Raw genomic sequence first — 26,891 nt, forward strand, 5'->3', positions numbered from 1 at the left:
ATAAGTTTCTAATCGACTGAATCAACACGAATTCGTGGGGCACTTGCCAATAAATTTCGCGTATATTCATGCTCCGGTGCGGCAAATAAGCTGCGGGTATCTCGACATTCTAGCAAATCCCCTAAATAGAGTACGGCAACTCTATCTGCAATCGACTCCACTACCGCCAAATCATGGCTAATAAACAAATACGACAATGAAAACTGTTGTTTAAGTTGTTCTAATAACAATAAAACTTGCGCTTGTACCGAAACATCCAGCGCACTAACGGGTTCATCAAGTACCAATATTCGTGCATCAGCAGCTAATGCTCTCGCAATCGCTAACCGCTGTGCCTGCCCTCCTGAAAACTCATGAGGATAGCAAGCTAAAGCGTCGATTGGCATATTGACGGCTTCGAGTAATTCCGCCAAACGCTTCGCTCTTTGTGATGTGTTCATGTGCTTTAAGTATTTCAATGGAACCGTTAATGTCTCGCCTATCGTTTTACGGGGGTTCAAAGAAGCAACCGGGTCTTGAAAAACGTACTGAATGGCTTGCCCAAATGCACGTGAACCTTGTTGCAGCCATTCGGCACGAGTTTGCCCTAATACCGCAATTTTCCCCGAGGTTTCACGCTCCAACCCAACTAAAATACGCGCTAAGGTACTTTTTCCTGAGCCACTCTCCCCTACAACAGCAAGGGTTTCACCTTCATAGAGCGATAATGAAATATTTTTTAGTGCGTGAACTTGGCGTCCACGAGGGTGAAATAGGCTTCTTGGCTGCCCAAAGGTTTTCACCAACTGATTAACCTCAATCACTTTTTTCATTAAACCTCCTGAGCCGATGTTAAATCATTACCATTGGGCTGATGACCATAAAGTTGTTGGACTTGTTTTAAAAATCCACGCCCTTCCCCTAATTTAGGGACACTGGCGATCAGGCGTTGTGTGTAAGGATGCTGAGGCTGGCGTAATACCGTTTGTGTCTCCCCTGTTTCAACTATCTCACCTTGCTGCATGACGGCAACACGGTCGCAAATTTGGTTAATAACCGCGAAATCATGGGTAATAAATAAGAGTGCAACACCACGTTCACGGCGTAGTTGGTTGAGTAACTCTAAAATACGCGCCTGCACCGTAACATCTAATGCGGTGGTCGGCTCGTCGGCAATAATCAACACAGGGTCATTAGCCAATGCCATCGCTATCCCTACACGCTGGCGCTGCCCGCCCGAAAGCTCATGGGGGTAGGCATCAAAACGCTCCTGCGCATCTGGGATCCCAACGCTATCCAATAATTCAATGGCTTTATTTTTCGCCTCATAGAATGACAACGATTGGTGAGCGGTAATGGCCTCACGCAATTGCACACCAATGGTAAATTGCGGATGAAGTGTCGTCAGTGGGTCTTGGAAAATATAAGATACCTTCGCACCGCGACGGCGTTGCATAACGGATAACGGTAATGACAACATTTCTTCATGTTCTACATAAATACCACCAGCGGTAACCAACGCAGGAGGCGATGCAAGCAACCCCATTACCGATAAAGCCGTAACACTCTTACCCGAACCGCTTTCTCCAATTAGCCCTAAACATTCCCCCGCACCTACGGTAAAACTGATCCCTTTTACCGTAGGGCGTAATTGATTTCCTTGGCGAAAAGCGACCGACAAGTCTTTGACTTCTAATACCACTTGTTCGCCTCCCGTTTTCGCAGGAATATTAACTCTGTCAGTCTGTGTCATCGGTTGTGATCGCTGTAAGGCTCCTGATTTTAACCGGGGATCAAGAATGTCACGCACGCCATCCCCTAACAGGTTAAAACTAATCACAATAAGAAAGATCATAATACCAGGTACCAATGCCACATGAGGAGCAACAAACATTTGTGCGCGCCCTTGCCCTAGCATTGAACCTAAATCTGCATTCGGTGGTTGAGTACCTAGCCCTAAAAATGACAAGCCTGCCGTCTCTAAGATCATCCAGCCAATGGTCGTTGACATGGTAACCACAATGATTGGCAAGACATTCGGTAACACTTCCGTTAATAGGACTTGTAGGTGGTTTTTACCTGACAACCTTGCAGCTTGAATAAAATCTCTATCACGTAAACCCACCGTTAACCCACGAATATTCCTAGCAAAAAAGGGAATATTCACTAATGCGATAGCATACAACGCATTGAGTAGCCCTGGCCCAAGTACCGCTACAATCGCTAAGGCTAATAAAATGTATGGAAATGCCATTATCATATCAATACAACGCATCAATAATGTATCAGTACGATGGCCTACATACCCAGCTACCAAGCCAATCAGGGTGCCGAATATTGCCGCAATTAGTGTTGCGGAAATACCAACCAATAGAGATACTCGTGTTCCCCACAGCAATCGAGACAAAATATCTCGCCCTAAATGGTCAGTACCTAATAAATGGCCAGATGAAAAAGCGGGAAGTAGCCGATTAACTAAATCTGTTTCATCAGGATTAGCAAGAGGTAGCCAAGGCGCTAAAAATGCCAAGAGCATAATGATAGATAACGTAAATAAGCCCAAAGTTGCTAAACGGTTCGCCAGTAATAATGAGCCAATCGATTGGCGATGACGATGCTGAATAACAGGGGTCACTGACTGGCTCATGATTTCAACCTCGGGTCTAACATGGCTTGCGCAACATCCGCAAGTAAATTGATAAAGACATAGGACGCTGCTGCAATCAATACGCCCCCTTGAACTAAAAACAAGTCACGGGTTGCCACAGCCTTCACTAACATGGCGCCTAGCCCCGGCCACTGAAAAACGGTTTCAATGTACACCGCACCACCAAAAACAAAGCCCGCTTGGATACCAATGACTGGGATAACGGAAACCAGTGCCATGCGAAATGCATGGCGAAAAATCACTTTGCGCTCACTCAAGCCTTTTGCTCTTGCGGTACGAATAAAATCAAGTCGCAGTACCTCTAACATTGCTGTGCGCGTCAAACGCGCTATCACCCCTGTCGCGACTAATGAAAGCGTCACTGCGGGTAAAACAAGGTGATGCAATAAATCGCTCAGGCCACCGCCTTGCCAAATATCGTACATTCCTGATGCCGGAAACCATTGTAATTGAACAGAAAAAAGCATAATCATCAATAAGCCGATCCAAAAAGATGGCATTGAGATACCCAATAAAACAGCAAGTGTAATAAATCGGTCACTCCAACTGAATTGGCGAATGGCGGAAAGGACTCCAGCCAGTAACCCTAAAACTGAACTCAGTAACAACGCACTTCCGCCCAAAATTAATGTGGCAGAAAATCGCTCTAAAACTTCATCAACGACAGGTCGGTTAAGAACAAATGAACGGCCAAAGTCACCCGAAATTAAATTATGCATCCAAATAAAATATTGCTGATATAACGGCTTATCCAACCCAAGCTCTGTTTTTACTCTAGCCACATTTTCAGGAGTCGCCCAAGGGCCAAGCAGCGCTTGAGCAGGGTCTCCAGGGATCATTGCCATGATAAAAAAGACAATTAACGTCAAACCAATCAGTATGGGTATGGTCGCTAAAATGCGTTTCAAACAGTATAACCACATAGTTTTTCCCCATAAAATCAAAAGATTAATTGAATATTCAATTCACATTAATCAATCTTTACGAACGTCTTTAAGTAATAAGTTAAAGTTAGGCTGCAATTTGAAATGTTTAACATGCTCATTAGCGACCGCATTTTGCTTCCAATTCGCCACAAATAACCAAGGGGCATCTTGATGAACAATTTTTTGTACTTGCCGATATAACTGGGCGCGCTCCTCGAGATTATTGGTGACTCGAGCTTTGTCTAATAACCTATCGAGCTGCTTGTTACTGTAATAACCAGAATTGAACCCGCCTTTATCCGGCCAAGAAGCGCTATGTAAGGTTAAAAAGGGTAAAGTATCTGGGTCATTCGTCATCCACGCCATTTCGGCCATATGCGCTTGTTTTAGACCTGCATTGACCTTTGATAGGTAAGTATTCCATTCAAAGGTTTGAATTTCGACAGATAGCCCAACCGCTTTCAGGTCTGCTTGAATGGCTGTCGCCATGGGGATCGGGTCTAGCATCCCTGAGCCCCCTTCCGTGACATAAAAAATAACTTTTTGCCCTTGAGCCCCTGCTTCTGCTATTAATTGGCGTGCTTTTTCAGGGTCATAAGGATAAGCCTTGGTTTCTGCATCAAATGCCCAATCAAATGCCGATGGGATGGGCCCTTGTGCTACTCCCGCAGAGTCCTGAAGAATGTATTTCACAATATTGTCTTTATTTACCGCATAGTTAACGGCTTGCCTCACACGCACATCATCAAACGGTGGCTGAGACGCATTGAGCATGGCGTACCAAACATGAGGCCCTACGGCTTCATAAACATGAAAGCGGTTGTCATTAACAAATAATGGGACGTTATCAGCAGGGACTTCCACCATGGCATCAATTCCCCCCGATAACATTTCGGCTACCCGAGTATTGGCGTCAGTGATAGGCCGAAAAACAACATGTTTTAAACTGGGTTTACCATCCCAATAGTCTTCATTAGCGGATACGACCACCCTTTGGTTTGCGGTCCACTCATCAAACTTGAAGGGACCTGTTCCGCTGGGGTGCCGGCTAAAGTCTTTGTCATATTTCTTTACTGCTGTGGGTGAAACAATCAGCCCTGCAGGTGTCGCTAAGTTCGATAAAAACGGGGCAAACGGTTCTTTTAAGGCAAACACCACCGTTTTATCATCTGGAGTTTCTATCTTGTCTATTGCAGAAAAGAAAAATGATAATGGGAATGGCCCTGTATGGTAGTACGGGTGCTGGTTATCCAACATTCGCTCAAATGTGAATTTAACTGCATCCGCATTGAATGGGCTACCATCGTGAAATTTTATATTCTCGCGTAAATGGAAAGTATATGTCAGGCCATCATCACTAACAGACCATGATTGGGCTAAAGCAGGTTCAAGCGTTAATGTACCGTCCGCATTGCGAACTAACCCTTCGTACAAGTTAACCAAAATTCGAGAATCATTCGCAGCGGTTGCCACTTGTGGGTCTAATGACTGCGGCTCAGCAACTTGCCCTAATAACAAGACATCAGGATGGTTCACCGCCAATGTCGGTAGCGAAATAAAGCATAAAAGCCAAAAACTGGCTATCCACCTACATAAACGCATTTTCATTTGCTTCCCCCTGAGTGCTGACATTGCTATATGATTGTGAAGTGTGATTTGTGTCAATTTTGTTAATAATTTTATCTTTTTCTTTATTTATGATGATAAATTATATTTCAAGCAAGAATTTATAATGATAAATTTGATCAAGGTCTAATTTATGAGGTGTAAAATGACATTTTCAATTGTGGCGCGCTGCCCATTGACAGGAAAAATAGGTGCAGCGACGGCAACGGGTGGCCCTGCGGTTGGTGCATTGGTCTTACATGGCAAAAGCCAAACGGGGGCAATCGCAACTCAAGCAATGACCAACCCCATTGCTGGCTTAACAGGTATTGAATATTTGCAGCAAGGCCATAATGCGAATAAAAGCTTAGATCATCTGGTTAAGGAAGATATTGACTGTGAACGGCGACAATTAATTATTATGGATAACTATGGTGATACAGCTGATTGGACAGGTCAATATTGCTTACCTTGGTGTGGAAGTCTATCGGAACCCAACTTAGCCATTGCTGGAAATATGTTAGTAGGTGAACAGGTTCTAAGCGCTATTTATCAAAGCTATTATAAAAATGCTGACCAAGATCTGGCTGTTCGATTACTCATTGCCATGCAAGCCGGTGCCGATGAAGGTGGTGATTATCGAGGCATCCGCTCCGCTGCATTAAAAGTATGGAATGACCGGCAATACGCAGACATTGATATTCGCTGCGATTGGTCAGAAGCACCGCTATCAGCGCTTGAAACCATCCTTCAACAGGTTCGCTCCGAGGATTATGCTAATTTTTTCGCGCAAATCCCCACAGGAAATGAATATATCGCTAATAAGTGAAGCTATCATGGTGCATATCGACTAATAAAGTAAAATAACTGAATGATGTGTACCTGAAGTAAAAGTAACTATTTATGAAAATATTATTAACTGCATGAATAACTCTGTATTTTTTATCATTAAAGCCAGTTTAGCTTATTATTCAATTTATCATTCATTACTTAATCTTAATTATTCACTCTTGTCATACGTCCTATTACTTTTTACTATTCGTTGCCATCAGAAAATAAGTGGTTATTTTTAACAACATTAAAAATAATGAAAAACATCTATTGCTTTAAATTTATCTAATTCTATCTCATAAATGATTACGATAATTAACCTTAATAAAGACTAGGTTATTTATTTTTGTTTAGACACTTCACCACAGAAACAAAATAACATTTATTATCAATTTGTTATAAAACATCTCTCCAGCTAACCTAGTGGGCAATATTTATGCAACCTAGCCAATCAATATTAAATACGGTTAAATACTGCAAGCCTTAACAAATGGATGATTAATAATCAAGTGAACAAAAATAGCTCAAAAAGTACATTTAAAACTCATTTATATATTAATTTCCCAATTTTAGAACTTAAGGGATATTCAGAATTTTCATCTATGGTGAAATATTAATCTCCCTCTTTGACCCCCTCATCAATTATTGCCTTTAAGCTAAATTTTCATATTTACACCTGTACACTTTTAATGACATTAACATTAAAAAAATATTAATTCTTATATCTCTAAAATAAAGTAATCACCTACAAAGCCTTTACAGCACTGAGCAGATCAATTTACGTCGCATTTCATTTCAATGACCTTTATTAACAAATGCTACCGCCACTTAACAATTACAAAATATATGATAAGATCATTATCTCAATTTGAAATTATTTACTATATAAAAAACAAGATTGTTATTGAGGTTATAGATGAAAATCTCGAGAAGAAAGCTATTATTAGGGGTTGGTGCTGCTGGTGTTCTAGCAGGAGGTGCTGCGGTTGTTCCTATGATTAATCGTGAAGGTCGTTTTGAATCGACTAAATCACGTGTACCTGCTGTTGCCGGTACTGAAGGCAAATTACCTGAGTCTGCGGATGCAGTCATCATCGGTGCTGGCCTTCAAGGGATCATGACCGCAATTAACCTTGCAGAGAAAGGTCTTAATGTTGTTATCTGTGAAAAAGGTGTTGTGGGCGGTGAGCAATCAGGCCGTGCATATAGCCAAATCATCAGCTACAAAACCTCTCCAGCTATTTTCCCTTTACACCACTATGGGAAAATTCAATGGCTCGGTATGAACGAAAAAATCGGTGCTGATACTAGCTACCGTGTTCAAGGCCGCGTTGAAGTGCCTTCAAGCGAAGAAGATTTAGAAATTTCAAGAGCGTGGATTAAGTCTGCATCTGAAAACCCAGGTTTCGATACGCCTTTACGTACCCGTATGATTGAAGGTACTGAACTGGCTAATCGTCTGGTTGATGCGCAAACCCCATGGAAAATTGGTGGTTTCGAAGAAGACTCTGGTAGCCTTGACCCAGAAGTTGTTACGCCAACGATGGCAAACTACGCTAAATCAATCGGTATTCGCATCTACACTAATTGTGCAGTACGTGGTATTGAAACTGCAGGCGGCAAAATTTCTGATGTTGTCACTGAAAAAGGTGCAATCAAAACGTCTCGTGTTGTTCTGACGGGGGGTATTTGGTCGCGTCTGTTCATGGGTAACTTAGGTATTGACGTTCCAACACTAAACGTTTATCTGTCACAACAGCGTATTACTGGCGTACCAGGTGCACCAAAAGGTAACGTACACTTACCTAACGGTATTCACTTCCGTGAACAAGCTGATGGGACTTATGCTGTTGCACCACGTATCTTTACCAGCTCTATTGTTAAAGACAGCTTCCTGTTAGGCCCAAGATTCCTACATGTATTAGGTGGCGGTGAATTACCATTAGAATTCTCTCTTGGTAAAGACTTATTCAACTCCTTCATGATGGCAACATCTTGGAATTTAGACGAGAAGACACCATTCGAAGAGTTCCGTACGGCAACAAATACACCAAACAATGAACACTTAGATGGCGTTCTAGAAAGACTGAGAAAAGAGTTCCCAGTATTTAAAGAGTCTAAAGTGGTTGAGCGTTGGGGTGGTACTGTTGCACCAACGGATGATGAAATTCCAATTATTTCAACCATCGAGCAGTATCCAGGTCTGGTCATCAACACCGCTACAGGCTGGGGTATGACAGAAAGCCCTGCATCTGGTCGATTAACGGCAGAATTGTTAATGGGTGAAACACCATTTATCGACCCTACGCCGTATAAACTTTCTCGTTTTAACTAAAAAACGGGGAAAATAACGATTTTTACTGTGGATCTATTAGCGAATAGTTTAAAGTTAAATGAAAGTTTAATTTTTGATAAAATTAATAGATCCTATTTACTTTGATAATGTTAAGGAGTTTACATGCGCTATAAAACTTTATTGCTTTCTCTGCCTTTGATTTTAGGTGTAGCAAGTGCGAATGCAGCTGATGATGTTAAACGCGTTCCAGTGAAAGGATTCCCTATCTCTGAATCAGTAGAAATCAATGCGGGCAACCTCATTTTCCTAAGCGGAAAAGTCCCTTCTAAAATCTCTGCAGACGCTAAAGAAGGCGTTTTAGAGTCTTATGGTAATACCGAAGCACAAACAATCAACGTATTAAAACAAATCCAAGCTAACCTCGAAGGTATGGGTTTGACAATGAATGACGTTGTTAAAATGCAAGTATTTTTAGTTGGTGGTGAAGAAACTCAAGGTACTATGGACTTCGCTGGCTTCATGGCTGGTTACAATAAGTTCTATGAGTCTGAGAAAATTACTAATCTGCCAGCTCGTTCTACCTTCCAAGTCGCTAAACTGGCTAACCCAGCTTGGAGAGTAGAAATAGAAGTGACAGCGGTACGCCCTGCTGCAAAAAAATAAGTTATTCAATAACGAATAGCTAAACGATAATGAGGCATAGCAATGTGCCTCGTTATAATAACACTTCTTAATTGCCACATCTTTCAACATTCCCTCACAGACTGTCATTATTGCTTCCTGTATGCTATTGCTTAAAGTTCTTCAATAAATAAACGTGCTATGCTGCAATCATTAGCACTGCAATCATTAGGGTAAAAATGAGTCATCGCATCAAATAAGGCAATATATGATTAAAGAGTCTCTCAAGATCCACGGTAAAAAACAGTTTGAAATCAAACAAAAAGTTCTATTGCCTCGTAAATCAAAAGAGATCCGCTATCAGGTCGAAAGTTTTTTCTTTCTTCCATCATCATTGCAAGTCAACCCTGATCTATACACGCCATCAAGCCTTCAACGTAGCCTCAAAAACTATATCCGCTTAAGCCCACCCACGGTTAAGCTTTCAGCTTTACCAGAAGAAAATGGCGAATTAGATGACTTAAAACGCTGGTTAGAACAATGTGACCCATTAAACCCACCCTCATTGGACGAGTATGAGAACAAGTTAAAACGCTATGCTTTAACCTTTAAGCGCACGGTACGAATTAATGTCAAAATGATAAGCCAAAACGCCCAACGACAAACAGATGAATACTTAACCGAGTTTATGGCGAACATGGCGAAATGCCTCGGGGTTTATCGGGCGTTAGCGCCACTGGCGGGAAAAATTGAAGAAAGCATTCGCTCAAATGCATTTTCTTATTGCGACGAATTTATGACCTACTACACCATGAATTATTTGCGTGATTTATTAGCTGAGAAGCAAATACCGTTACGTGAAGAAATCCGTCATTTTTGGTATCAAGAAATGCGTTACCTAAAGAAACAATACCCTGATTGTTTTCCCAGTGATGAAACTGATGCCGAATTAGTGACATATCGTCGCAATTTATTGAAAAAATACATCAATCGCTACCTTTACTTAGAGATCCGCCATAAACGTGGGTTGCCATTATTATTGCACTCCATTTATGGTATCGCTGCAGCAATCTCAATGATTTTTGCCACGTTAATCGCCTTTCTTTGGCAAGGAAAATATGGCGCGTTGAGTGCAAATTTATTTTTAGCTATGGTTATTGGCTATATTTTCAAAGATAGGCTGAAAGAAATCGGTCGTGAGCAACTCTATCGCGTTTTCCAAAAGTGGATCCCGGATAGACAGCTACGTATTTATCGTGAAGGTGTTAAGGCCCCTGTCGGGCTATGCAAAGAGTCTTTTCGCTTCATCAGTGAAAACATGCTCTCCCCTGATATCCGTGAAATGCGACAAAAATCCCATTGGGTTAATTTAGTTAATGTCCAACGTATGGAAGATATCCTGTATTACCGCAAAGATGTATTGCTTCATAACCGCCATTCGGTGTTTGAAAAAAACCAATCATCAATTGCTGATATCACACGCTTTAATATTTCAGATTTTCTAAAATATATCGATATTAGCTATGAAGAACTCACTGTAAATGATGATGAACCTGCAATCATTGGTGAAAAGGTCTACCATATTTACCTTTGCCGCCGTGTCACAATTAACAAAAAAACCTACAATGAGCTGGCGCGTTTAGTGGTTAATGCTGATGGGATAAAACGCTTAGAAGTGTTGCAATCACTGGACTTGCTGACAACCGATGAAGACATTGAAATTTCACCGCAATGAATTCATTCTGCCACTAACGGTCTTCTATTCGGTACATTTAGGTTGTAGCCAACACCGCTACAGCTCAAACTATGATAACCATTTAATTTTCTAAATCATTCGAACTGTAGCAAGGCGGCAAGAGAAGATATCTCGGGGAGCATACAAAAGTATGTGACCCGGAGTAGCTGAACGTAGCCAACACCGCTACAGCTCGAAGGATGATAACCATTTAATTTTCTAAATCATTCGAACTGTAGCAAGGCGGCAAGAGAAGATATCTCGGGGAGCATACAAAAGTATGTGACCCGAGTAGCTGAGCGTAGCCAACACCGCTACAGCTCGAAGGATGACGAAAATTTAGTAGTAGAGAGCAATATACTGATCATCCACCCGTTTAATATCAACCGGAGTATCAAAAATATCCTCAATAATGTCAGATTTCATGATCTCTTCTGGCTTACCGTGATAAGACAGGCGGCCGTTTCTCAGAGCGACAATATAGTCCGAATAAACGGAAGCGAAATTTATATCGTGGATTACTAAGATAATGGTTTTGCCTAGCTCATCTGCCGCTTTACGCAGCAGTTTCATCATGATCACCGCATGTTTCATATCCAGGTTATTCAATGGCTCATCAAGTAAAACATATTCTGTATCTTGACATAAAACCATTGCGACATAAGCCCGTTGGCGTTGGCCACCCGATAATTCATCTAAATAACGGTGACGTAAATCTGACAAATTTAGAAAAGAGAGTGACTCATCAATTTTCTTTTTATCGTCAATGGTTAAACGGCCTTTAGTGTATGGGTAACGCCCAAAACCAACCAATTCCTCGACTGTTAAACGGCTGGCAAATTGATTTTCTTGGCGTAAAACTGACAAACATTTCGCTAATTTATCACTCGGTGTTGTCGATACGTCTAAATCATTCACTTTGACGTAACCACCGTGATCAGGCTGTAACAAGCGCCCAATTATCGACAACAGTGTTGATTTACCTGCACCATTAGGCCCGATGATTGAGGTAATACCGCTATTTTTAATTGTTGTTGTTACGTTATCTAAGACTTTAGTATCCTGATAACTTTTCGATATCTGACTAATTTCAATCATACTAAAACCTTCTTAACACCATATAAATAAAGAAAATACCGCCGACAAATTCGATAACAACTGATAATGTCCCAGCCATATTTAAGCCATATTCTAGAATCAACTGCCCACCAATCAACGCAATGACACCAAGTAGAAAGGAAACGGGTAGCAAATAGCGGTGTTGGCTACTGCCAGCCACTAAATAAGCTAAATTCGCGACCATCAAACCTAAGAATGTTAAAGGCCCAACTAATGCTGTAGAAACTGCAACTAATATTGAGATAAGCAACAAAATGACAGTGACTTGCTGGCGATAATTAATTCCTAGATTCACCGCATTGGCTTGCCCTAACGCGATAACGTCAAAACAATAACGCATGCGCCACAATAGGACACCGACGACTGCCGTAATCATTAATGTGAATAGAATTAGCTCAGGTGTTCCCTTTGTGAAGGTGGCAAACATCCGGCTTTGTAAAATGGAAAATTCATTAGGGTCCATTAAACGCTGCAGCAATGTCGCTACGCTGCGAAATAATGTGCCAAGAATGATACCCACCATCAATACTAGGTTGATATTCATTTTAACTGACACAAATAACCAGCGGTAGAGCAGAACAGAGAACAGTACAAGTAGTGTGGACTCTAATAAAAACTTACCAATATTCAATAACCAAGAGGATGGAAAGCTCTCACTATAGAAGATAAAAATGGTTTGTAATAATACAAACAATGCTTCTAATCCCATGATAGATGGGGTTAATATCTTATTATTAGCAATCGTTTGAAAGAGAACTGTTGAAACCCCAGCCGAGAAAGCTACCACAATCATGGTGAGAACAATATAGCCTCGATGCGGCAAAATATAAGCAAGATTGCTACCCAAATTGACCGTCATATAAAGCACAATGGATAGCAGCGATAGTGCCAGTAGTATCCATATTCTTTGCAACGGCGTTACCCCTTTTTTAGGTAACGCTATTGATGAATTAACTTTTTGCATAACGTTGTTGCTTCAACAATAAATATAAAAAAATCACCGCGCCAACGACACCTAAAATCACACTTGCTGGGATTTCAAATGGATAGCGAATTAAGCGCCCAATAATGTCACACAGTAAAACTAAGCCACCACCAGCAATACAAATCCATGGGATGGTTTTACGTATGTTATCGCCCATCACTAAGCTCACGAGATTTGGAATAATTAAGCCTAGGAAAGGTAATGCCCCGACCACCACGACCACGACGCCACTGATTAAAGCGATAATCGATAAACCAATGGTCATCACTTTGCGATAATTTAGGCCAACATTAATTGAAAACTCACGTCCCATACCAGCCACCGTAAAGCTATCGGCAATCCAGCAAGCAATTAATGTTAATATTCCCACTAACCACAAAAGTTCATATCGGCCTTGAATGATGCTAGAAAAGTCACCGCTCATCCATGCACCAAGAGATTGTAGTAAGTCGAAGTAATAAGCGGTAAAAATGGTCAATGCGCTAATAACTGCCCCTAACATAATCCCCACCAGTGGAACTATCAGGGCAGATTTTAAAATCACACGACGTAATAGCACCATAAACAACATGGTGCCAAGAAGTGCAAAACCGCTGGCCACCACCATTTTAGTCATAATACTTGCTGCTGGGAAAAGCACCATGACGACCAATAAACCTAAACTGGCTGACTGGGTTGTTCCTGCGAGGGAAGGTTCAACAAAACGGTTTTGTGTTAATAATTGCATGATTAGCCCAGCAACACTCATGGCGCTACCAGCTAAAATCAAGGAGACGGTTCGGGGAATTCGGCTAATAAAAAAGATGTCTTGCATCTCTGGGTCGGTGAAAAGCGAAACGGGTGACACGTCACCCGCTCCAATAAACAAGCTTAATACCGCTAAAACCAATAACGCGACAATTCCACAAAAAAGATAAAGCGTTTTCATCGGTTATTTTGCTTGGCTCTTCTCTAATGCTGTATTGATATCGTCCATTAACTGAGAATAAGTTTGGATCCCACCGGCAATATATACTGCTGTTGGGTCAAGGTAAGTAATTTGGCCTTTTTCCCATGCAGCGGTTTTTCTAACTAATGCGTTATCTAATACTTCCGCAGCAGGCTGTGCATCCGTTTTGCCAATTGCGCTGTCACGGTCGATAACAAATAACCAGTCTGGGTTTAATTTCACCAGTAATTCTGCATTAACGATATTACCGTGGCGACCCGTGTTTTCTTCAAACACATAAGCAGGTTCAAAACCTAATACATCAAAGATAAAACCGAAACGAGAACCTGGTCCATACGCAGAAATTTTACCGCCACTAACTAAGATTACCATCGCTTTACCCGCAGTCGGCGCTTTAGCTTTGATACCTTCAATTTTAGTATTGAAGTCAGAAATCAGTTTTTTGGCTTGTTCTTCTTTACCGAATAGCGCGCCAAGTTCATTAGTACGTTCAGTTAAGCTACCAATAAAGTTTTTGTTATCAATATCTAATGAAATAGTTGGTGCAACACCGCTGAGTTTGTCATAGGCATCACGAGCACGGCTACCACCTAAAATCAGGTCAGGCTTAGCATTACTTAAGGCTTCATAAGCAGGTTCAAATAATGTCCCGCCATTGATGTATTCAGAACCACTGTATTTAGTTAAGAATTCAGGGAAGTGAACGTTGGTTTGTGGAACACCGGCAACTGGAGCCCCGAGTGCATCCATGATGTCCAATGTTTCCATGTTCATCACCATGACTTTTTGCGGATGACGAGGAATTTCAGTTTTGCCTTGGGCATGTTCTATTGTGATAGTTTGTTTTTCTGCGACTTGAGCTGTTTCTGTCGTGTCTTTTGCGTTATCACAACCAGCTAACACTAACGCAGATAACAACGCAATACCCGAAACTAATGATTTTGCAAACATCTAATTTCCTCCGTCCATCGATAAAAGTACTGATGATAAAATTTGGTGATCCACAATGTAGCGTATATTACACGCAAATAAGCGCAAATGATATTAGTTTGCATTTGCATTCACTAAAAAGTTGTTGCAACGCACAAAAACATCAATTTAATTTGTTGAATCTATGAATTTTAAAGTGTTAAAAGGCAAGAGAGAGATAAAAAACGAGGAGAACTCTATAAAAGAAAGGGTTGGCAGTTTGTTACGACAAATAAATAGGTTGAGTTTTCTACTGTACGTGTTTGCTTAGCGACTTTTATTACAGTTAGGCGACATAAAATCGTCATCTCAACCTATTTATCATTAACAACCATTTAAAGACTTATTATTGCGTATCATCCAGTCGCCCATTTTCACTGAGCTGAGAGCTGATATCTTCAAGGAACCAATCAATTGGTGTTCCCATCAAAAATGCAAGTTTAAACAAGTGAAACAAATCAATCTTGATTTTGCCTCTTTCATAGCGTGAAATCTGTTGTTGACTAACACCTAATAACTGAGCTAACTGAAACCCTGTATACCCCAGTTCTCTACGCTTTTCTAAGATCCTCTGACCTACCATATAATGGATTTTTTCACTGCCATTTTCTGAATACATATTTTCACCATTTATTAAGGCACAGTTAAAATAAGGGCTGCGGCACCTTCAAACTGACCGGCTTGAACTCGGCCATTAGTACCTAATACAGCTTTCATGGTTACCGAATTTGTTCCACCAGCAGGCACATGAATTCTGTAACCAGCTTCTCCTGGCGTATCGTTTCCACCTAGATACAAATTCGCGTATAAACTGTTATCTGGTCGTAAATTAACACGGCCATTTGTCACGTTAACACCTGTGGCAATCACTAGCACATCCATCGCTAAGTTACAGGTCACACTAATGTTTACTTGTTTTGATTGACCAGCAAGTTCAGCTTCACTAATCGAACCAAAGTTAATATCAGGGATCGTATTGTTAATCTTACAAGCCCCAATCGGTGGAGGCGCAATACCACATAATGAGCCGGGAATTAACCCACCGTTACTCGTAACCCCAGTACGATCTTGGTAAAACAGCCCCACACATTCCTGATTATTCTGTAGCCTAACCCCAGTATGAACAGCCCACTGTGTTGCTGGAGCTGTCGCCTTTGCCAAAACACCGGGTATATTCTGAACGTCACGCATGTATTCATACTTAGAAATTTCGGCCAACTCGACGGTTGCCGCCCCTGGTGTTCCAGCAGCTGTATGCTTATGGCTTATGGTGAGATAGCATTTCGACCATCTAAAGCAAGGATTACGCGTAGTTGGCAATTCAGGGTCCCAGCGAGCAATGACGTACTTATAGTTTGCATCCCCATTATTTGGGTTATTACCGGGCTTTGATTCAGTGATATAGGAAAAAACAGAGGCTGATGCAGTAGATGAAAACATGACTGCACCAATTAATAGCGATAAAAATACTTTCATATTAGTTCACAGCCTTATTATTCATAATCTAATTTAAATGTTGCTACAGCACTGTAAGGGCCTACTTTTATTGTCTTATTTGCAATAGCATCCGGTTCACCTTTTAAATAGGCATAGAACCTCAATTGGTTAGCACCATCTTGTAACGTTAACTTCGAGCCTTTCTGGTCAATAGCCAGTGGTGTTTTATCTGAGTTTTGTAACCCCACTGCGAAACCAGATGCAACACTACCTGTTGATAATGCAATAAAACCAGGAAGTGCAAGATTAGGTGTTCCTGAAAACGTCACTTCCACAAATTTGCCTATCGTTGTGTCACAGTCGGCCAGTTTAATCGCAAACTCTTTAGGAGGCGTTTCACCATAGGCGTAAAAGTTTTTTTCTGGTGTATCAAAAAATTCCATCAGGATGTTTTCATCACCCGGTAAAATAGTGCAGGGTTCCTCCACTAAATTACCGATAATCCTTAAATTATCAGGCACAGCGAAAGCAGTGCTAACGTTGATAAGTAAGGCACTAGCTACTGCACATTGAATTAGTTTGTTCATTATTGGTACTCCGCTAGCAATGTCCCTGTTGCGGCAAAGCCTCCTTCAGGCAACGTAACTCCCAATCTCTTTACAGGAACAACCTCTAAAACAGGTGGTTGCCCATAGCTAATCTTTAACGGTTTATTAATTTCAAAACCGAGGCCATTTTGGGTAATACGCATGCCAAGATCTCGAACATTAGTTTCCAGTGCCGACTTATCAAAATCTGTTGCTGTCCCTTTGATAGTTAGCATTAAGTCCCAACCTTTTAAGTTTTCTTCACACTTCAATGCGTAATTAATCGGTTTCGCAAAGTTAACGCCATCAACCTTATGTAAACCAATGTCTTTGTATTCGATGACGTGAACTTTATCTTCAAAAACAGTGCAAGGCGGTGGAAGTAACAAGGTTCCAGTAAATTCCACATCGTTTGCCATCGCAGCGCTAACAGGTATAACTAACAAACTCATTATCAGAGGAAGTCTTTTCATTATTTTTTTCATTATTTTCCCCTCACTGATAATCAAGTTTGATAGTGACGCCCGCATGAAAAACCCCACCCTTTGTTAATGTTGTGGATAAATCACGAACAGGTATGGCTTCAAATTGAGGGGCATTTGGATACACAAACTTAATTTCTTGGTTTAATCGAAGTTTGCTTCCGTTATAACGAAAAGCGATCCCTAAACCTTGAATGTCTGTTTCAATCGCACCACTATCAAAGGAGGCAGGAATACCAACCAACGTCATTTTCATTTGTGATGTCGGTCTTTTTTCACAATCAATATTGTAATTTATCGATTTTGCATAGGCGTTACCGTCAATCCGTGTACTCATGATTTCGTCAAAATTAACTTTGATTATATTTCCGCCATTAATTTTGCAAGGTGGTGGTGCCAAAACAACCCCTTTAATCGGTACGGTTATCATACCTGGCGTAATTGTCGCCCTTGTACTTCCTGATGGGCTAATACGCGAATCAGGTAATCCTGCATAGGAAACCGATGTAAAAAATATTCCAGCGAGACATGATGCCAGCAGGTACCGCTGCTTATTTAAATCACTCATAATCCACCTTAAAGTCCATTACGGCGCTGAAACTTCCTTCCGTCAGTTTTTCGGGAGTTCTCACTGGTGTTACAAAATATTGAAGTGTGCCTTGCGGTGCATCGAGAAATTGTGGACGACCACGACTTCCTAGCCTGATATCTTCTCGTTGTGCATCCGTCACTTCTAACGCCACGCCAGAGACACCTTTTACACTTAACATTTCTGGAAAATGCTTATCCGATACGGCAACAAAAGAAACCGTTATCACCGGTTGCATTGCATCCCAAAGTGCACGACCCGTTCGAGTGTCTTTCATTCGACTTTCCGTACGAATGCAGTGCCTAAATTCTAATTCGAATGACACTGGCTCAGCTCTATCACCAGGTTTACGGAGTGAATAAGAAGGGATCTCCCCTAGAGACACTTCTTGGCGCTTTGAATTGGTCACATCCATCGTACAAGGTGCCTCGGTCATCATGCCATTTACTGTCAATGTTCCGTGTAATCCATCAATATCCCAGCTACTTATTCCAAAGGTAAATACTGGAACTAAGCCAAATAAGATAGTGCTGAACTGGAGAGTCCTTTTCATACATTATTCTCCGTTATCTGTCCGTCGAAGATTCAACTTTGCAAGTTGTACCGGCGCAACCAAACGTCAATTTAGGCCTTCCACCATAATCATTGATATAAGTTAGAACTGGTTTTGCCCCCATGGCACTTGCGCTACCCTTAAGCATTCCGTTACTTTTTGGTGAGATCATCACAGGCTCAAATTGCTTCACCGTATCTCCTCCCACTCTTGAACTTGCATCCACAATCGTGACAAAGTAAGCAGTTGGATTTGTGATTTCGTAGGCATCTCCTTTACGCGTTAACGTAATTTTTTCCTGCCATGGATTTTCTAAATCCGTACGAGTGGCGTATAACGCTTTTGGTCGATAAAACAATTTAATACGCGTCTGTAATGCAATCTGTAAAACGTTAGCTTCTTTACTACGTGGTGGAATCTCACGTAAGTTAAAGTAATAAACACTTTCTCTGTCTTGAGGTAATGTAGCGATATCAGGAAGAGATTGAATTTTAACCTGGCTACCGTCACCTGGTTCTACACGTTGAACTGGTGGTAAAACCGTGAGTGGGCTTTCAATTTTGTTACCATTAGCGTCTTCAATCCAACCCTGCGCAAGATAAGGTAATTCTGTGTTTTCATTCTTAATATTCAAGCTAATGGTTTTTTCAGTCCCATTATAAATGACGCGTGTTCTATCAAGTGCAATAGCAGCCAGAGCCTGCCCGCATAGCACCGCAGATAACGTGATTGTTGTAGTGAAAAATACAATTTTTTTAATATTCATAAGTACCAACTATTTATAAAATCAAGCAACTTGGGTTACTCTGTATAATCTGTGCTGTAAGCAATATCCGGTGGTTTTAATAACCAACGCTGACTCGGCGCTACGCCCTGTTTAATCGGCGCAGGCTTGTAAACTGGAGCAGACTGCCCAACAGGAACGGCTTTTGCTGGCATATACCCAGGTTCAACACTTGGGCTGTTTGTACACGGTAATAACAGTGAGTTAAATTCAGCCGTGGTAATATTTTCTGGAACCTGAATTTTGCATTGCACACTTCCATCCCAATACACATCTAAAACTTCATTTGGGTTGATACCTGAGATATACACAGACCCATTATCAGTTACGATACCGAGCTCTCTATTCTTCTCATTTCTCACGGTTGCACCGAATGGCGGATAACTTCCATCTGCCAATGCCAATCTCACCATGGTTTTAATACCCGATAACACTTCAAACTCGCGATAACCTACAGCCCCTTCTGTCAGCGTAATTGGCTGAGATGTCCGGATGGCTTCTACGTTGTCAGGCAATTGAGTCACATCAATGGATGTACTGGTACGATAGTAATCACTGATATCAGCAACTACCGCTTTACCAAAAATATTGGTTTCAGTGGTCGGCCCAAAACCTTGAATAGGCACATTTTTCACCCCCTCAGTTCCCACCATCACACGGCTTCCACCTGGGGTATTAATGCGGTGCAATGCAGCACCATGCCCTGTGACTGTAGCACCACCTTGTAAAGAAAATGCAGCTGAGGTAGTATCGCCATTGATATAGCTGGTACTTGCAGTAAGTGTTGCTAAATCAGCGTAACGTGTATAGAAACCATCAATAGTTCCACGGCCTCGGTTACTTACCCCAGTACCCACGCGATAGTTCGTCTTATCATCAATGGAATCAAAATAACTGACGGTGTGTGAGTTACCATCTCTTGTCACCATATTGTTGTAGCTAATTGACGCTCTATCTGCCCAAGGCAAAGAAAGATTCATATATAGCCCGTCGTCATTATTTCTATTATCAAATTTGTTACGGAATGCCGTTAAACTTAAGTTGATATTTTTAAAACGACCAATATCAAAATATTTCGCAATAGAAAGGTTATAACGTTTTACCGCTGGCTTATTCCAATAGGTTTCGTGGTTATAGTTCAGATACGCGGTCAGATCTGCACTGGTGAAATACTTATTAAATGTAATCGTATACAGCTCTTTACTATTATCGAATTCCACACCTCTATAACGACGATCGAGGTACTGGTTCATACTCATAAAGTCACGTTCAGAGAATCGGTATCCTGCGAAAGTGACTTGGCTATCATAGTCTTCAAAACGTTTTGAATAACTTAAGCGATACGATGCCCCTGTATAGATTTTGTTATCTGTTTTCAGTTTCGCGCGTGACTCGGTGACATCGAATGAAATTGCACCAAAGGCGAGTAAATCTCGACCAACACCGAGTGATAACGCGTTATAGTCACCTGCTGCTATTGCACCGCCGAATAATGACCAACCGTTGGAGACCCCCCAGCTAAATTCCCCCGTAACAAACCCTTGCCCTTCTGTTTCATGTTCCATATTATTCGGTCGGCCACCTGCAATCTTAAACAGAACTGAGCCTGGACGAGTTAAATAAGGAATGGAGGCGGTATTCATTTGGAATTCTTGTACCGAGCCATCCTGCTCTTCGACGCGTACATCTAATTTACCGCTAACCGCATCACTTAAATCTTGAATACGAAAAGGCCCCGGAGCAACTTGTGTTTCATAAATAACACGTCCTTGCTGAGTCACGATCACTTTTGCATTGGTTCTTGCAACGCCAGTCACCTCCGGTGCATAGCCACGTAGGTTTGGTGGTAGCATTCTTTCGTCAGAGATCAGGCTGGCCCCCATATAACGGAATGAGTCAAATAGTCCTGAACGTAAAAATTGCTCACCCATCGTGAGCTTTGCATTTAGCTCTTTTACTGCTCTATAGGCATAATATTGGCTCCAATCCCATTTACGGTCGGTCGATTGCCCATTAGTGCGATTATAACTTGCTTGCCAATCTGCCCTAAAACGCCACGCACCAAGGTTAAAGCCAGTTGTACCGTTACCAGTAACTGACTGGGTATTGGCTGAATCCGCAGGCCTTGTTAAGTTAGCATTCAAGTTATAGTCAAAAATTAGGGCGGGTACACCTTCATCCCAACGAGATGGCGGATCCCAGTTATCAGAAGTAAATTCGATATAAGCCTGAGGTACAGTAATTGTGACTGTTTCTTTGGCTAAAGAACCACTTACTGTCATTCCAGGGATCGTTTCTGGAATTAAACATTGGCCATTTTTAGCAAACTCAACCTTTTTCTTCCATTCATCGCGCAAAGCAATATGTTCAACAACATCTGGCGTTAAACAAGGCTCCGTCATACTTGGATCATTAGGATCCTCGATATATTCAATATCAAAAATGTCAGCTAAGTCGCGATTATTTAAATTAATTTTAAATGGATATTTCCCTGGCATAACATAGCCCGCACGAGAGAACTCGTTTAAGGAAATATTTTTTTTATCCTGAAGATCTAAAACATCTGTATTAAACTCAATACTATCATTATTTGCATTAGCTAAATTTATATGAGCAATAGCAAGAAACACCATGGTAGCAACAGGCGTTAAAAAATAACTTACTGAGTTATTAAATACTTTATTTTTACTTTTTAATTGCAGAGCCATAATAGTCCCTTAGTAATAACTCAGTAATAATCCATTTTAAAACGGATAGTTGTCTGATAATTCCCTGGTTTTAAACGTTTATTATTAGATACTACCCGCACCTTATAATGCAGAGTTGTATTGCCTGCGCTAATGGGTAAATCAGGCATTGCTCTACCAGGTATAGCTACATTTCCAGCTGTATCAGAAATTTTTACTGACAATCCATTTGCATGCCCAAAAACATCGAAGTTACGGCCATCTGTTGGACCATCGAATGTAATATTGAAAGTTTGCCAATTAGGAGTTCCAGGAGTTACCGGTGTTAAAACACAATTGATAAGGCGTATAGAGAAATCACTTGTAGGACTTTCTCTGTCGTGAATTATCTGGCTAACCGGTACAGTCGTTATGTTAACTGATTGATCTCGGCTATCTGCATCTATTGCACAAGGGCTCTCAATGATTGAACCGCCCATGGTAACAGTTCCTTTGAACTGACTTTGTGCCCGAGAATTTTGATTTTGCGCACTAACTATCGGGGCAAATATCATTCCTGAAAGCACCATGACAATGATGCCAAAGTGATTCATAGCGACTCCATTTCAACTTAATAACCAATTTCAATGCATTAAAATTAGTGCCCATACATCCTTGTACGGGCTATACCAATTACTGGTAGCTCAGAGCAAATGTTGCAATTGCATCAAATTCACCTGGTACAGCTGGTTTGTTTGCTGCATCATCATCGCCTTGCAAATAAGCTTGGAAACGCAATGTGTTCGCACCAGTTAATAAAGTTTGAGATGGTGATTTAGCACCTAAAGCAATTTTAGTTCCGTTGTAATCAGTGATCACGATACCCGCGTTTTTCGCAGTACCAGCAATAGCTAAACCATCAGTTACCGAAGTACTTGGAATACCAGTAAATGTAGTTTGAACAGTTTTCAGAGTTGTGATGTCACACTGCTCTAATTGGATATTGAAGTCACGAGCAATACTTTTACCGCCACCGTTTAATGCAGACGTCGCGATAGCACCCATTTGTACTTCAAATGCTTGAGAACCTGGTGGAATTGAGCAAGGAGCATCAATAATTGAACCTTTGAAAGTGACTTGACCGCCACCTTGGTTTGCAGAAGCAGAACCAGCAACTACTGCCAGACCTAAACCTAATACTAAAGCAAGTTTATTTAATTTCATTTTATACATTTCCATTAGATAAAAAAGACGACACAAATTAAAATAATGAGTTATTATCAATCTGATTATTTTAATTTTTTCTTAAAATATATTCGATTAGTAAATATTAAGGATTGACACTAATAACTATTCCTATTTATCAAACTCCATTAATAAATAAAATAATTAAACAATGCATCAATGCGGTGCCATTATTATATCTCATTCTAGTTATGTCAAATCTGAAGATTAATTAACTACTCACATTGTAAGTTAGTGATATATATATATAATCCAGAGAATACTCTATTTTAAATACTCCATTACTGGATAAACGAGTGATGTACATCTAATTAAACCGACCTTTTTTTAATAAAAAACCACAAAATAAACCCAATCATTACTAATAAAGTTTTTTATACTCATAAAACGGGTTCTTATTAGTGAAAAAAAATGAGGTGGAAGATAATAATAAAACTAGAATTAGATAAAATCATTAAAACGAAAAGTTTACTGAAAAATAATTAATCAGAAACATCTCAAAAAAAACAATTAAATATTTTCATAATGTTTCTCAATTCACTGATTGTTACATTTAAGCCAAAAAGAAAAATAAACATAAAACAATAAATATCATATAGATACATTAAATTTTTGTGTTTTTTATATGAATGACACCTAGAAAACAATAATATAATAAAACATTTTTTTAAATTGAAATGAAAATAGAAACAATTAAGAACAAACGAATTAAATAAGTATCTACTAGAAAAAAACTTCATTGCAAAATATTTCAAATGGTAATAAAAAGTAATTTTCAATAAATCTATAATTATATAAATCTTATCTTTAAGCCTCAAAAAACCAAAAAATTAGCTTCTATAATCACAATCAGGTTATTTTTTAAGATTAACTAACTAAATTAATATACGTTGGATAAAGTCAGTTTCTAGAAAACCCACCATGAATAAACAGAACACCTTAAGTTATTATCGATAATTACATCACTGACCTAATGGTGATAGTTAAAATATAGAGGCTATACATTTAAGTAAAAATACCAATAAAAAATATTGGAATTAAAATATGATTAAATTAGACGTTATTGAGCAAAATAGAAGATAGATTGATCTCTAGCAGATTAAAAACAATCTGTGCTAGCTTAGTTTGATGTTAATACGTTTTTGTTTTCCTGATAGGCTACTCATTGGGTGGTCATGTGATGTAGGTAAAAAGCCTTATCATGCTCGAAGCACTTGCGAATCGGCAAATAACCGCTAACTAATCAGGATGTGAGATAAGAAGTTAAAAATTTACTGCCATTTCGTCGCATCAGAGTTTGAGGCGATTCCCAACAAGGATGACATTTCTTCGATTACGCTATGAGAACTGCTCCTCAATAGTGTTATTGGATTAGTTTTTCAGCTGTAAAGCAACATACAACAATACCTTACTTTCAATCGTTAATAGATCTAATTTTGTTATCTCAGATATCCTTTTTAAACGATAATCTAATGTATTTCTATGAATAAACAACTCGTTAGCTGTTTCACGAGATAATAAATTATTTTTAAACCAGACTGTTAATGTTTTAATTAGCACACCATTAGAATCTTCATGTAATAATGTATTCAATGGTTTTAATAGTTCTTCTGAAGACCATTTAAAATTTAAACCGTATAATAAAACCGGTAGCATAATATCTTGGTAACAGTAAATTTTTAACTGAGGTTTCTTAGCTTTCCCTACTTGCATGGTAATTTTAGCCGTTTCATATGATTTTTTAATCGATTCCTCTGCGGGCTCTAAAAAAAAATTACCTAATGATATTTTCACTTGTAATTTAAATAACTTCTGAATGTCTGATTCTAATTTTATAATTTTCTTTTTTGCATTATCAATATCCCATCGATTGAACTTATTTAGCGCAGGAGTTAAACAAACAATTTCCGTCAAAGATTGAATAGCGACTAAGTTATCAGGATTCTTATATTCAATTAGCTTTTTAATTTCTTGCAATTCACTAAATGCACTATTCACACCTAATTGGCCACTATCTAATTCAATAATTATAGCAACTCGTGGAATAGAAAAATTAATATTAAGCTTTTTAGACCATTCAGTTATATTATCGGGAATTGTTCCATTTTCGATATAAGTTAGAATAATTTCTTCTTTAAAACGATCGTTTAAATTCAAATGGTTATAAATCTCTGCCTGCTCTAGCATCATTACGGCTGTCATTGAAACCAACTCCCCAAATTGTTTAATTTGGGTTGGTTCTCCTGTTAATCCTATTACACCTATAATTTTACTATTCAAATAAAGAGGTAAATTAACACCTGGTTTAACCCCATGTAAATGATTTGCAGTGGCGTCATCAATAACAACCGTTCGCTTTTGCTTTATTGCAAGCAAAGCGCCTTCATGAAATTCTCCTAATCTATTACTATCTCCACTTCCTATAATACATCCAGTTTCATCCATAACATTAATATTGCAATCAATAATCTTCATGGTTCTATCAACGATTTCTTGCGCTAATTTGGAGGTAAGACAATAATCATACATATTTCAACCTCTTTTACTGGTGCTGTAAAATAGAAACAAGATTTTAAACTATAAGTTTTAATAATGTTTATTATTAATTTAATTGGTTCCAGTATTCAATATTCATTGAAAAAATCAAGAAAAATAAATTCAATTCAAAATAAAGCAAACAAAGCTAAATTTTCAAATTATTACTTCAATTCTTGTTGTCAATTTTAATATTCAACGTATTCGCTATATTTTTAGTACAATTAAATAAATTACTTTCAGCGTTATTCAGTGCTTCTTTTAGTGAACTGATTTTATGCAAAATACTAAACGCTGAATCAATACCATATTGTTGTAAATGACTGAGGTCATCACCAAGGCTTCCAACAATGGCAATAACGGGTATTTTATGTTTTCTAGCTAACTGAGCGACGCCGAAAGGCACTTTGCCATTCAAACTTTGGCTATCTAATCGCCCTTCCCCTGTAATGACTAAACTCGCCCCTACCATATGTGATTCAAGGTTCAAGGTTTGTGCAATAATATCAAAGCCAGGCTTAAGTTCCGCTTTTAGGAAAGCAAGTAAAGCTGCTCCCATCCCTCCTGCTGCACCGGCTCCTGCAATATAATGAACCTCAACATGCAAATCTCGCTTAATGATATCTGCGAAATGTTCTAAATTTTTGTCTAACATTTCAATATGTTCATTTGTCGCACCCTTTTGGGGGCCAAATATTACAGATGCACCATTTTTACCAATCAATGGGTTCGAAACATCGCAAGCAATACTAAATTGACAAGCTTTTATCCTAGGGTCTATTGTACTGACATCAATACACGCTAAGTCGGCAAGTGCTTGTCCTCCTAATTTAATTTGTTGCCCATGTGAATCTAATAATTTGGCCCCAAGTGCTTGCAACATTCCTGCTCCGCCATCATTAGTTGCACTCCCGCCTATACCAATAATAATCTGCTTTACCCCAGTATCTAGGCAGGCTTTTATCAATTCTCCTGTTCCATATGATGTCGTAAGTAACGGGTTTCTTAATTCAACAGGGACTAGCTCTAGCCCACTTGCCGCAGCCATTTCTATAAATGCTTGCTGCTTATTTTGAGATAAACCATAGAATGCTTGAACACTCGTGCCTAAAGGACCAATAACATCAAGGTGATAGATTTCGCCATGGGTAGCCTCAACCATCGTCACAACAGTGCCTTCACCTCCATCCGCAATAGGACACTTTACATAAGTTGCATGTGGAAATACCTCTTTGAACCCGTTCTCAATAACCGTTGCGACTTTCAATGCAGATAAACTCTCTTTAAATGAGTCAGGTGCAATGACTATTTTCATAAAAATAATCCTTTA

The 26,891-nt window shown here is 39.7% G+C and carries 24 protein-coding genes; 4 read left to right on the forward strand and 20 right to left on the reverse strand.

Annotated features, from left to right (window positions below):
* Positions 1-8: 8 nt before the first annotated feature.
* The 4 genes from FVA72_RS18730 to FVA72_RS18745 are packed head-to-tail and all read right to left on the reverse strand — an operon-like array spanning position 9 to position 5,181.
* Entirely contained in the window at positions 9-812 is an 804-nt protein-coding gene (locus tag FVA72_RS18730; RefSeq protein ID WP_110591146.1) for an ABC transporter ATP-binding protein, read from the reverse strand.
* The gene (locus FVA72_RS18735) at positions 812-2,626 is read right to left on the reverse strand and encodes a dipeptide/oligopeptide/nickel ABC transporter permease/ATP-binding protein (RefSeq protein WP_110591145.1); all 1,815 of its coding nucleotides are present in this window, start codon (positions 2,624-2,626) and stop codon (positions 812-814) included. The genes FVA72_RS18730 and FVA72_RS18735 overlap by 1 nt, the downstream gene beginning before the upstream one ends.
* Positions 2,623-3,570: an ABC transporter permease gene (locus FVA72_RS18740; RefSeq protein WP_004259249.1), complete on the reverse strand. Its 948-nt coding sequence runs from the start codon at positions 3,568-3,570 to the stop codon at positions 2,623-2,625. The genes FVA72_RS18735 and FVA72_RS18740 overlap by 4 nt, the downstream gene beginning before the upstream one ends.
* 51 nt (positions 3,571-3,621) lie before the next feature.
* Complete coding sequence (locus FVA72_RS18745; protein ID WP_110591144.1) at positions 3,622-5,181, reverse strand: ABC transporter substrate-binding protein; 1,560 nt, start codon at positions 5,179-5,181, stop codon at positions 3,622-3,624.
* Between the two features lie 163 nt (positions 5,182-5,344).
* Here FVA72_RS18745 and FVA72_RS18750 point away from each other — a divergent pair, with 163 nt between their 5' ends.
* The 4 genes from FVA72_RS18750 to FVA72_RS18765 all read left to right on the forward strand — a co-directional run bounded on the left by FVA72_RS18750 (position 5,345) and on the right by FVA72_RS18765 (position 10,661).
* Positions 5,345-6,007, forward strand: a complete 663-nt coding sequence (locus FVA72_RS18750; protein WP_004259254.1) for a DUF1028 domain-containing protein — start codon at positions 5,345-5,347, stop codon at positions 6,005-6,007.
* 918 nt (positions 6,008-6,925) lie between these two features.
* On the forward strand, positions 6,926-8,344 hold the full coding sequence (locus FVA72_RS18755; RefSeq protein WP_004259261.1) for an NAD(P)/FAD-dependent oxidoreductase: 1,419 nt from the start codon (positions 6,926-6,928) through the stop codon (positions 8,342-8,344).
* Between the two features lie 123 nt (positions 8,345-8,467).
* Positions 8,468-8,968 carry a RidA family protein gene (locus FVA72_RS18760; RefSeq protein WP_004259262.1) on the forward strand — a complete coding sequence of 167 codons (501 nt, stop codon included), beginning with the start codon at positions 8,468-8,470 and terminating at the stop codon, positions 8,966-8,968.
* Between the two features lie 226 nt (positions 8,969-9,194).
* Entirely contained in the window at positions 9,195-10,661 is a 1,467-nt protein-coding gene (locus tag FVA72_RS18765; protein WP_110591143.1) for a hypothetical protein, read from the forward strand.
* 339 nt (positions 10,662-11,000) lie between these two features.
* On the opposite strand, the gene FVA72_RS18770 is transcribed toward FVA72_RS18765, so the two are convergent.
* The 16 genes from FVA72_RS18770 to FVA72_RS18845 form a co-directional block, all read right to left on the reverse strand.
* Positions 11,001-11,759, reverse strand: coding sequence for an iron ABC transporter ATP-binding protein (locus tag FVA72_RS18770; RefSeq protein ID WP_004259268.1), 759 nt, complete (start codon positions 11,757-11,759; stop codon positions 11,001-11,003).
* 1 nt (position 11,760) lies between these two features.
* Positions 11,761-12,744, reverse strand: a complete 984-nt coding sequence (locus tag FVA72_RS18775) for an iron chelate uptake ABC transporter family permease subunit (RefSeq protein ID WP_004259269.1) — start codon at positions 12,742-12,744, stop codon at positions 11,761-11,763.
* Positions 12,731-13,693 (reverse strand): ABC transporter permease, encoded by a 963-nt coding sequence (locus FVA72_RS18780; RefSeq protein ID WP_004259272.1) that lies wholly within the window; start codon positions 13,691-13,693, stop codon positions 12,731-12,733. Before FVA72_RS18780 ends, FVA72_RS18775 begins: the two co-directional genes overlap by 14 nt.
* Positions 13,694-13,696: 3 nt before the next feature.
* A complete protein-coding gene (locus FVA72_RS18785) occupies positions 13,697-14,665 on the reverse strand; it encodes a siderophore ABC transporter substrate-binding protein (protein WP_094961600.1) in 969 nt (322 codons plus the stop codon).
* A gap of 364 nt (positions 14,666-15,029) precedes the next feature.
* On the reverse strand, positions 15,030-15,302 hold the full coding sequence (locus FVA72_RS18790) for a helix-turn-helix domain-containing protein (RefSeq protein WP_004259284.1): 273 nt from the start codon (positions 15,300-15,302) through the stop codon (positions 15,030-15,032).
* Between the two features lie 14 nt (positions 15,303-15,316).
* Entirely contained in the window at positions 15,317-16,159 is an 843-nt protein-coding gene (locus FVA72_RS18795) for an MrpH family fimbial adhesin (RefSeq protein WP_096864459.1), read from the reverse strand.
* 17 nt (positions 16,160-16,176) lie between these two features.
* Entirely contained in the window at positions 16,177-16,707 is a 531-nt protein-coding gene (locus FVA72_RS18800) for a fimbrial protein (protein WP_004259289.1), read from the reverse strand.
* Entirely contained in the window at positions 16,707-17,192 is a 486-nt protein-coding gene (locus FVA72_RS18805; RefSeq protein ID WP_036958061.1) for a fimbrial protein, read from the reverse strand. The genes FVA72_RS18800 and FVA72_RS18805 overlap by 1 nt, the downstream gene beginning before the upstream one ends.
* A 10-nt stretch (positions 17,193-17,202) precedes the next feature.
* Positions 17,203-17,757 (reverse strand): fimbrial protein, encoded by a 555-nt coding sequence (locus FVA72_RS18810; RefSeq protein WP_004259293.1) that lies wholly within the window; start codon positions 17,755-17,757, stop codon positions 17,203-17,205.
* Complete coding sequence (locus FVA72_RS18815) at positions 17,750-18,331, reverse strand: fimbrial protein (RefSeq protein WP_004259295.1); 582 nt, start codon at positions 18,329-18,331, stop codon at positions 17,750-17,752. The genes FVA72_RS18810 and FVA72_RS18815 overlap by 8 nt, the downstream gene beginning before the upstream one ends.
* A 13-nt stretch (positions 18,332-18,344) precedes the next feature.
* On the reverse strand, positions 18,345-19,097 hold the full coding sequence (locus tag FVA72_RS18820) for a fimbria/pilus periplasmic chaperone (protein ID WP_110591142.1): 753 nt from the start codon (positions 19,095-19,097) through the stop codon (positions 18,345-18,347).
* A 35-nt stretch (positions 19,098-19,132) separates the two neighbouring features.
* Positions 19,133-21,823: an outer membrane usher protein gene (locus FVA72_RS18825; protein ID WP_110591141.1), complete on the reverse strand. Its 2,691-nt coding sequence runs from the start codon at positions 21,821-21,823 to the stop codon at positions 19,133-19,135.
* A gap of 20 nt (positions 21,824-21,843) precedes the next feature.
* The gene (locus FVA72_RS18830; RefSeq protein ID WP_004259299.1) at positions 21,844-22,395 is read right to left on the reverse strand and encodes a fimbrial protein; all 552 of its coding nucleotides are present in this window, start codon (positions 22,393-22,395) and stop codon (positions 21,844-21,846) included.
* 79 nt (positions 22,396-22,474) lie between these two features.
* Positions 22,475-23,005 carry a fimbrial protein gene (locus FVA72_RS18835; RefSeq protein WP_036958062.1) on the reverse strand — a complete coding sequence of 177 codons (531 nt, stop codon included), beginning with the start codon at positions 23,003-23,005 and terminating at the stop codon, positions 22,475-22,477.
* Between the two features lie 1,392 nt (positions 23,006-24,397).
* Positions 24,398-25,555, reverse strand: coding sequence for a sugar diacid recognition domain-containing protein (locus tag FVA72_RS18840; protein WP_110591140.1), 1,158 nt, complete (start codon positions 25,553-25,555; stop codon positions 24,398-24,400).
* 175 nt (positions 25,556-25,730) lie between these two features.
* Positions 25,731-26,876, reverse strand: coding sequence for a glycerate kinase (locus FVA72_RS18845; RefSeq protein ID WP_004259307.1), 1,146 nt, complete (start codon positions 26,874-26,876; stop codon positions 25,731-25,733).
* Positions 26,877-26,891: the final 15 nt, after the last annotated feature.

It is taken from the genome of Providencia sp. PROV061 (assembly GCF_011045655.1).
In the GTDB taxonomy this organism is placed as follows: Bacteria; Pseudomonadota; Gammaproteobacteria; order Enterobacterales; family Enterobacteriaceae; genus Providencia; species Providencia hangzhouensis.

Coding starts and splice junctions, on each gene's coding strand:
- FVA72_RS18730 (WP_110591146.1), bottom strand. CDS start 812: ATGAAAAAAGTGATTGAGGTTAATCAGTTGGTGAAAACCTTTGGGCAG.
- FVA72_RS18735 (WP_110591145.1), bottom strand. CDS start 2,626: ATGAGCCAGTCAGTGACCCCTGTTATTCAGCATCGTCATCGCCAATCG.
- FVA72_RS18740 (WP_004259249.1), bottom strand. CDS start 3,570: ATGTGGTTATACTGTTTGAAACGCATTTTAGCGACCATACCCATACTG.
- FVA72_RS18745 (WP_110591144.1), bottom strand. CDS start 5,181: ATGAAAATGCGTTTATGTAGGTGGATAGCCAGTTTTTGGCTTTTATGC.
- FVA72_RS18750 (WP_004259254.1), top strand. CDS start 5,345: ATGACATTTTCAATTGTGGCGCGCTGCCCATTGACAGGAAAAATAGGT.
- FVA72_RS18755 (WP_004259261.1), top strand. CDS start 6,926: ATGAAAATCTCGAGAAGAAAGCTATTATTAGGGGTTGGTGCTGCTGGT.
- FVA72_RS18760 (WP_004259262.1), top strand. CDS start 8,468: ATGCGCTATAAAACTTTATTGCTTTCTCTGCCTTTGATTTTAGGTGTA.
- FVA72_RS18765 (WP_110591143.1), top strand. CDS start 9,195: ATGATTAAAGAGTCTCTCAAGATCCACGGTAAAAAACAGTTTGAAATC.
- FVA72_RS18770 (WP_004259268.1), bottom strand. CDS start 11,759: ATGATTGAAATTAGTCAGATATCGAAAAGTTATCAGGATACTAAAGTC.
- FVA72_RS18775 (WP_004259269.1), bottom strand. CDS start 12,744: ATGCAAAAAGTTAATTCATCAATAGCGTTACCTAAAAAAGGGGTAACG.
- FVA72_RS18780 (WP_004259272.1), bottom strand. CDS start 13,693: ATGAAAACGCTTTATCTTTTTTGTGGAATTGTCGCGTTATTGGTTTTA.
- FVA72_RS18785 (WP_094961600.1), bottom strand. CDS start 14,665: ATGTTTGCAAAATCATTAGTTTCGGGTATTGCGTTGTTATCTGCGTTA.
- FVA72_RS18790 (WP_004259284.1), bottom strand. CDS start 15,302: ATGTATTCAGAAAATGGCAGTGAAAAAATCCATTATATGGTAGGTCAG.
- FVA72_RS18795 (WP_096864459.1), bottom strand. CDS start 16,159: ATGAAAGTATTTTTATCGCTATTAATTGGTGCAGTCATGTTTTCATCT.
- FVA72_RS18800 (WP_004259289.1), bottom strand. CDS start 16,707: ATGAACAAACTAATTCAATGTGCAGTAGCTAGTGCCTTACTTATCAAC.
- FVA72_RS18805 (WP_036958061.1), bottom strand. CDS start 17,192: ATGAAAAAAATAATGAAAAGACTTCCTCTGATAATGAGTTTGTTAGTT.
- FVA72_RS18810 (WP_004259293.1), bottom strand. CDS start 17,757: ATGAGTGATTTAAATAAGCAGCGGTACCTGCTGGCATCATGTCTCGCT.
- FVA72_RS18815 (WP_004259295.1), bottom strand. CDS start 18,331: ATGAAAAGGACTCTCCAGTTCAGCACTATCTTATTTGGCTTAGTTCCA.
- FVA72_RS18820 (WP_110591142.1), bottom strand. CDS start 19,097: ATGAATATTAAAAAAATTGTATTTTTCACTACAACAATCACGTTATCT.
- FVA72_RS18825 (WP_110591141.1), bottom strand. CDS start 21,823: ATGGCTCTGCAATTAAAAAGTAAAAATAAAGTATTTAATAACTCAGTA.
- FVA72_RS18830 (WP_004259299.1), bottom strand. CDS start 22,395: ATGAATCACTTTGGCATCATTGTCATGGTGCTTTCAGGAATGATATTT.
- FVA72_RS18835 (WP_036958062.1), bottom strand. CDS start 23,005: ATGAAATTAAATAAACTTGCTTTAGTATTAGGTTTAGGTCTGGCAGTA.
- FVA72_RS18840 (WP_110591140.1), bottom strand. CDS start 25,555: ATGTATGATTATTGTCTTACCTCCAAATTAGCGCAAGAAATCGTTGAT.
- FVA72_RS18845 (WP_004259307.1), bottom strand. CDS start 26,876: ATGAAAATAGTCATTGCACCTGACTCATTTAAAGAGAGTTTATCTGCA.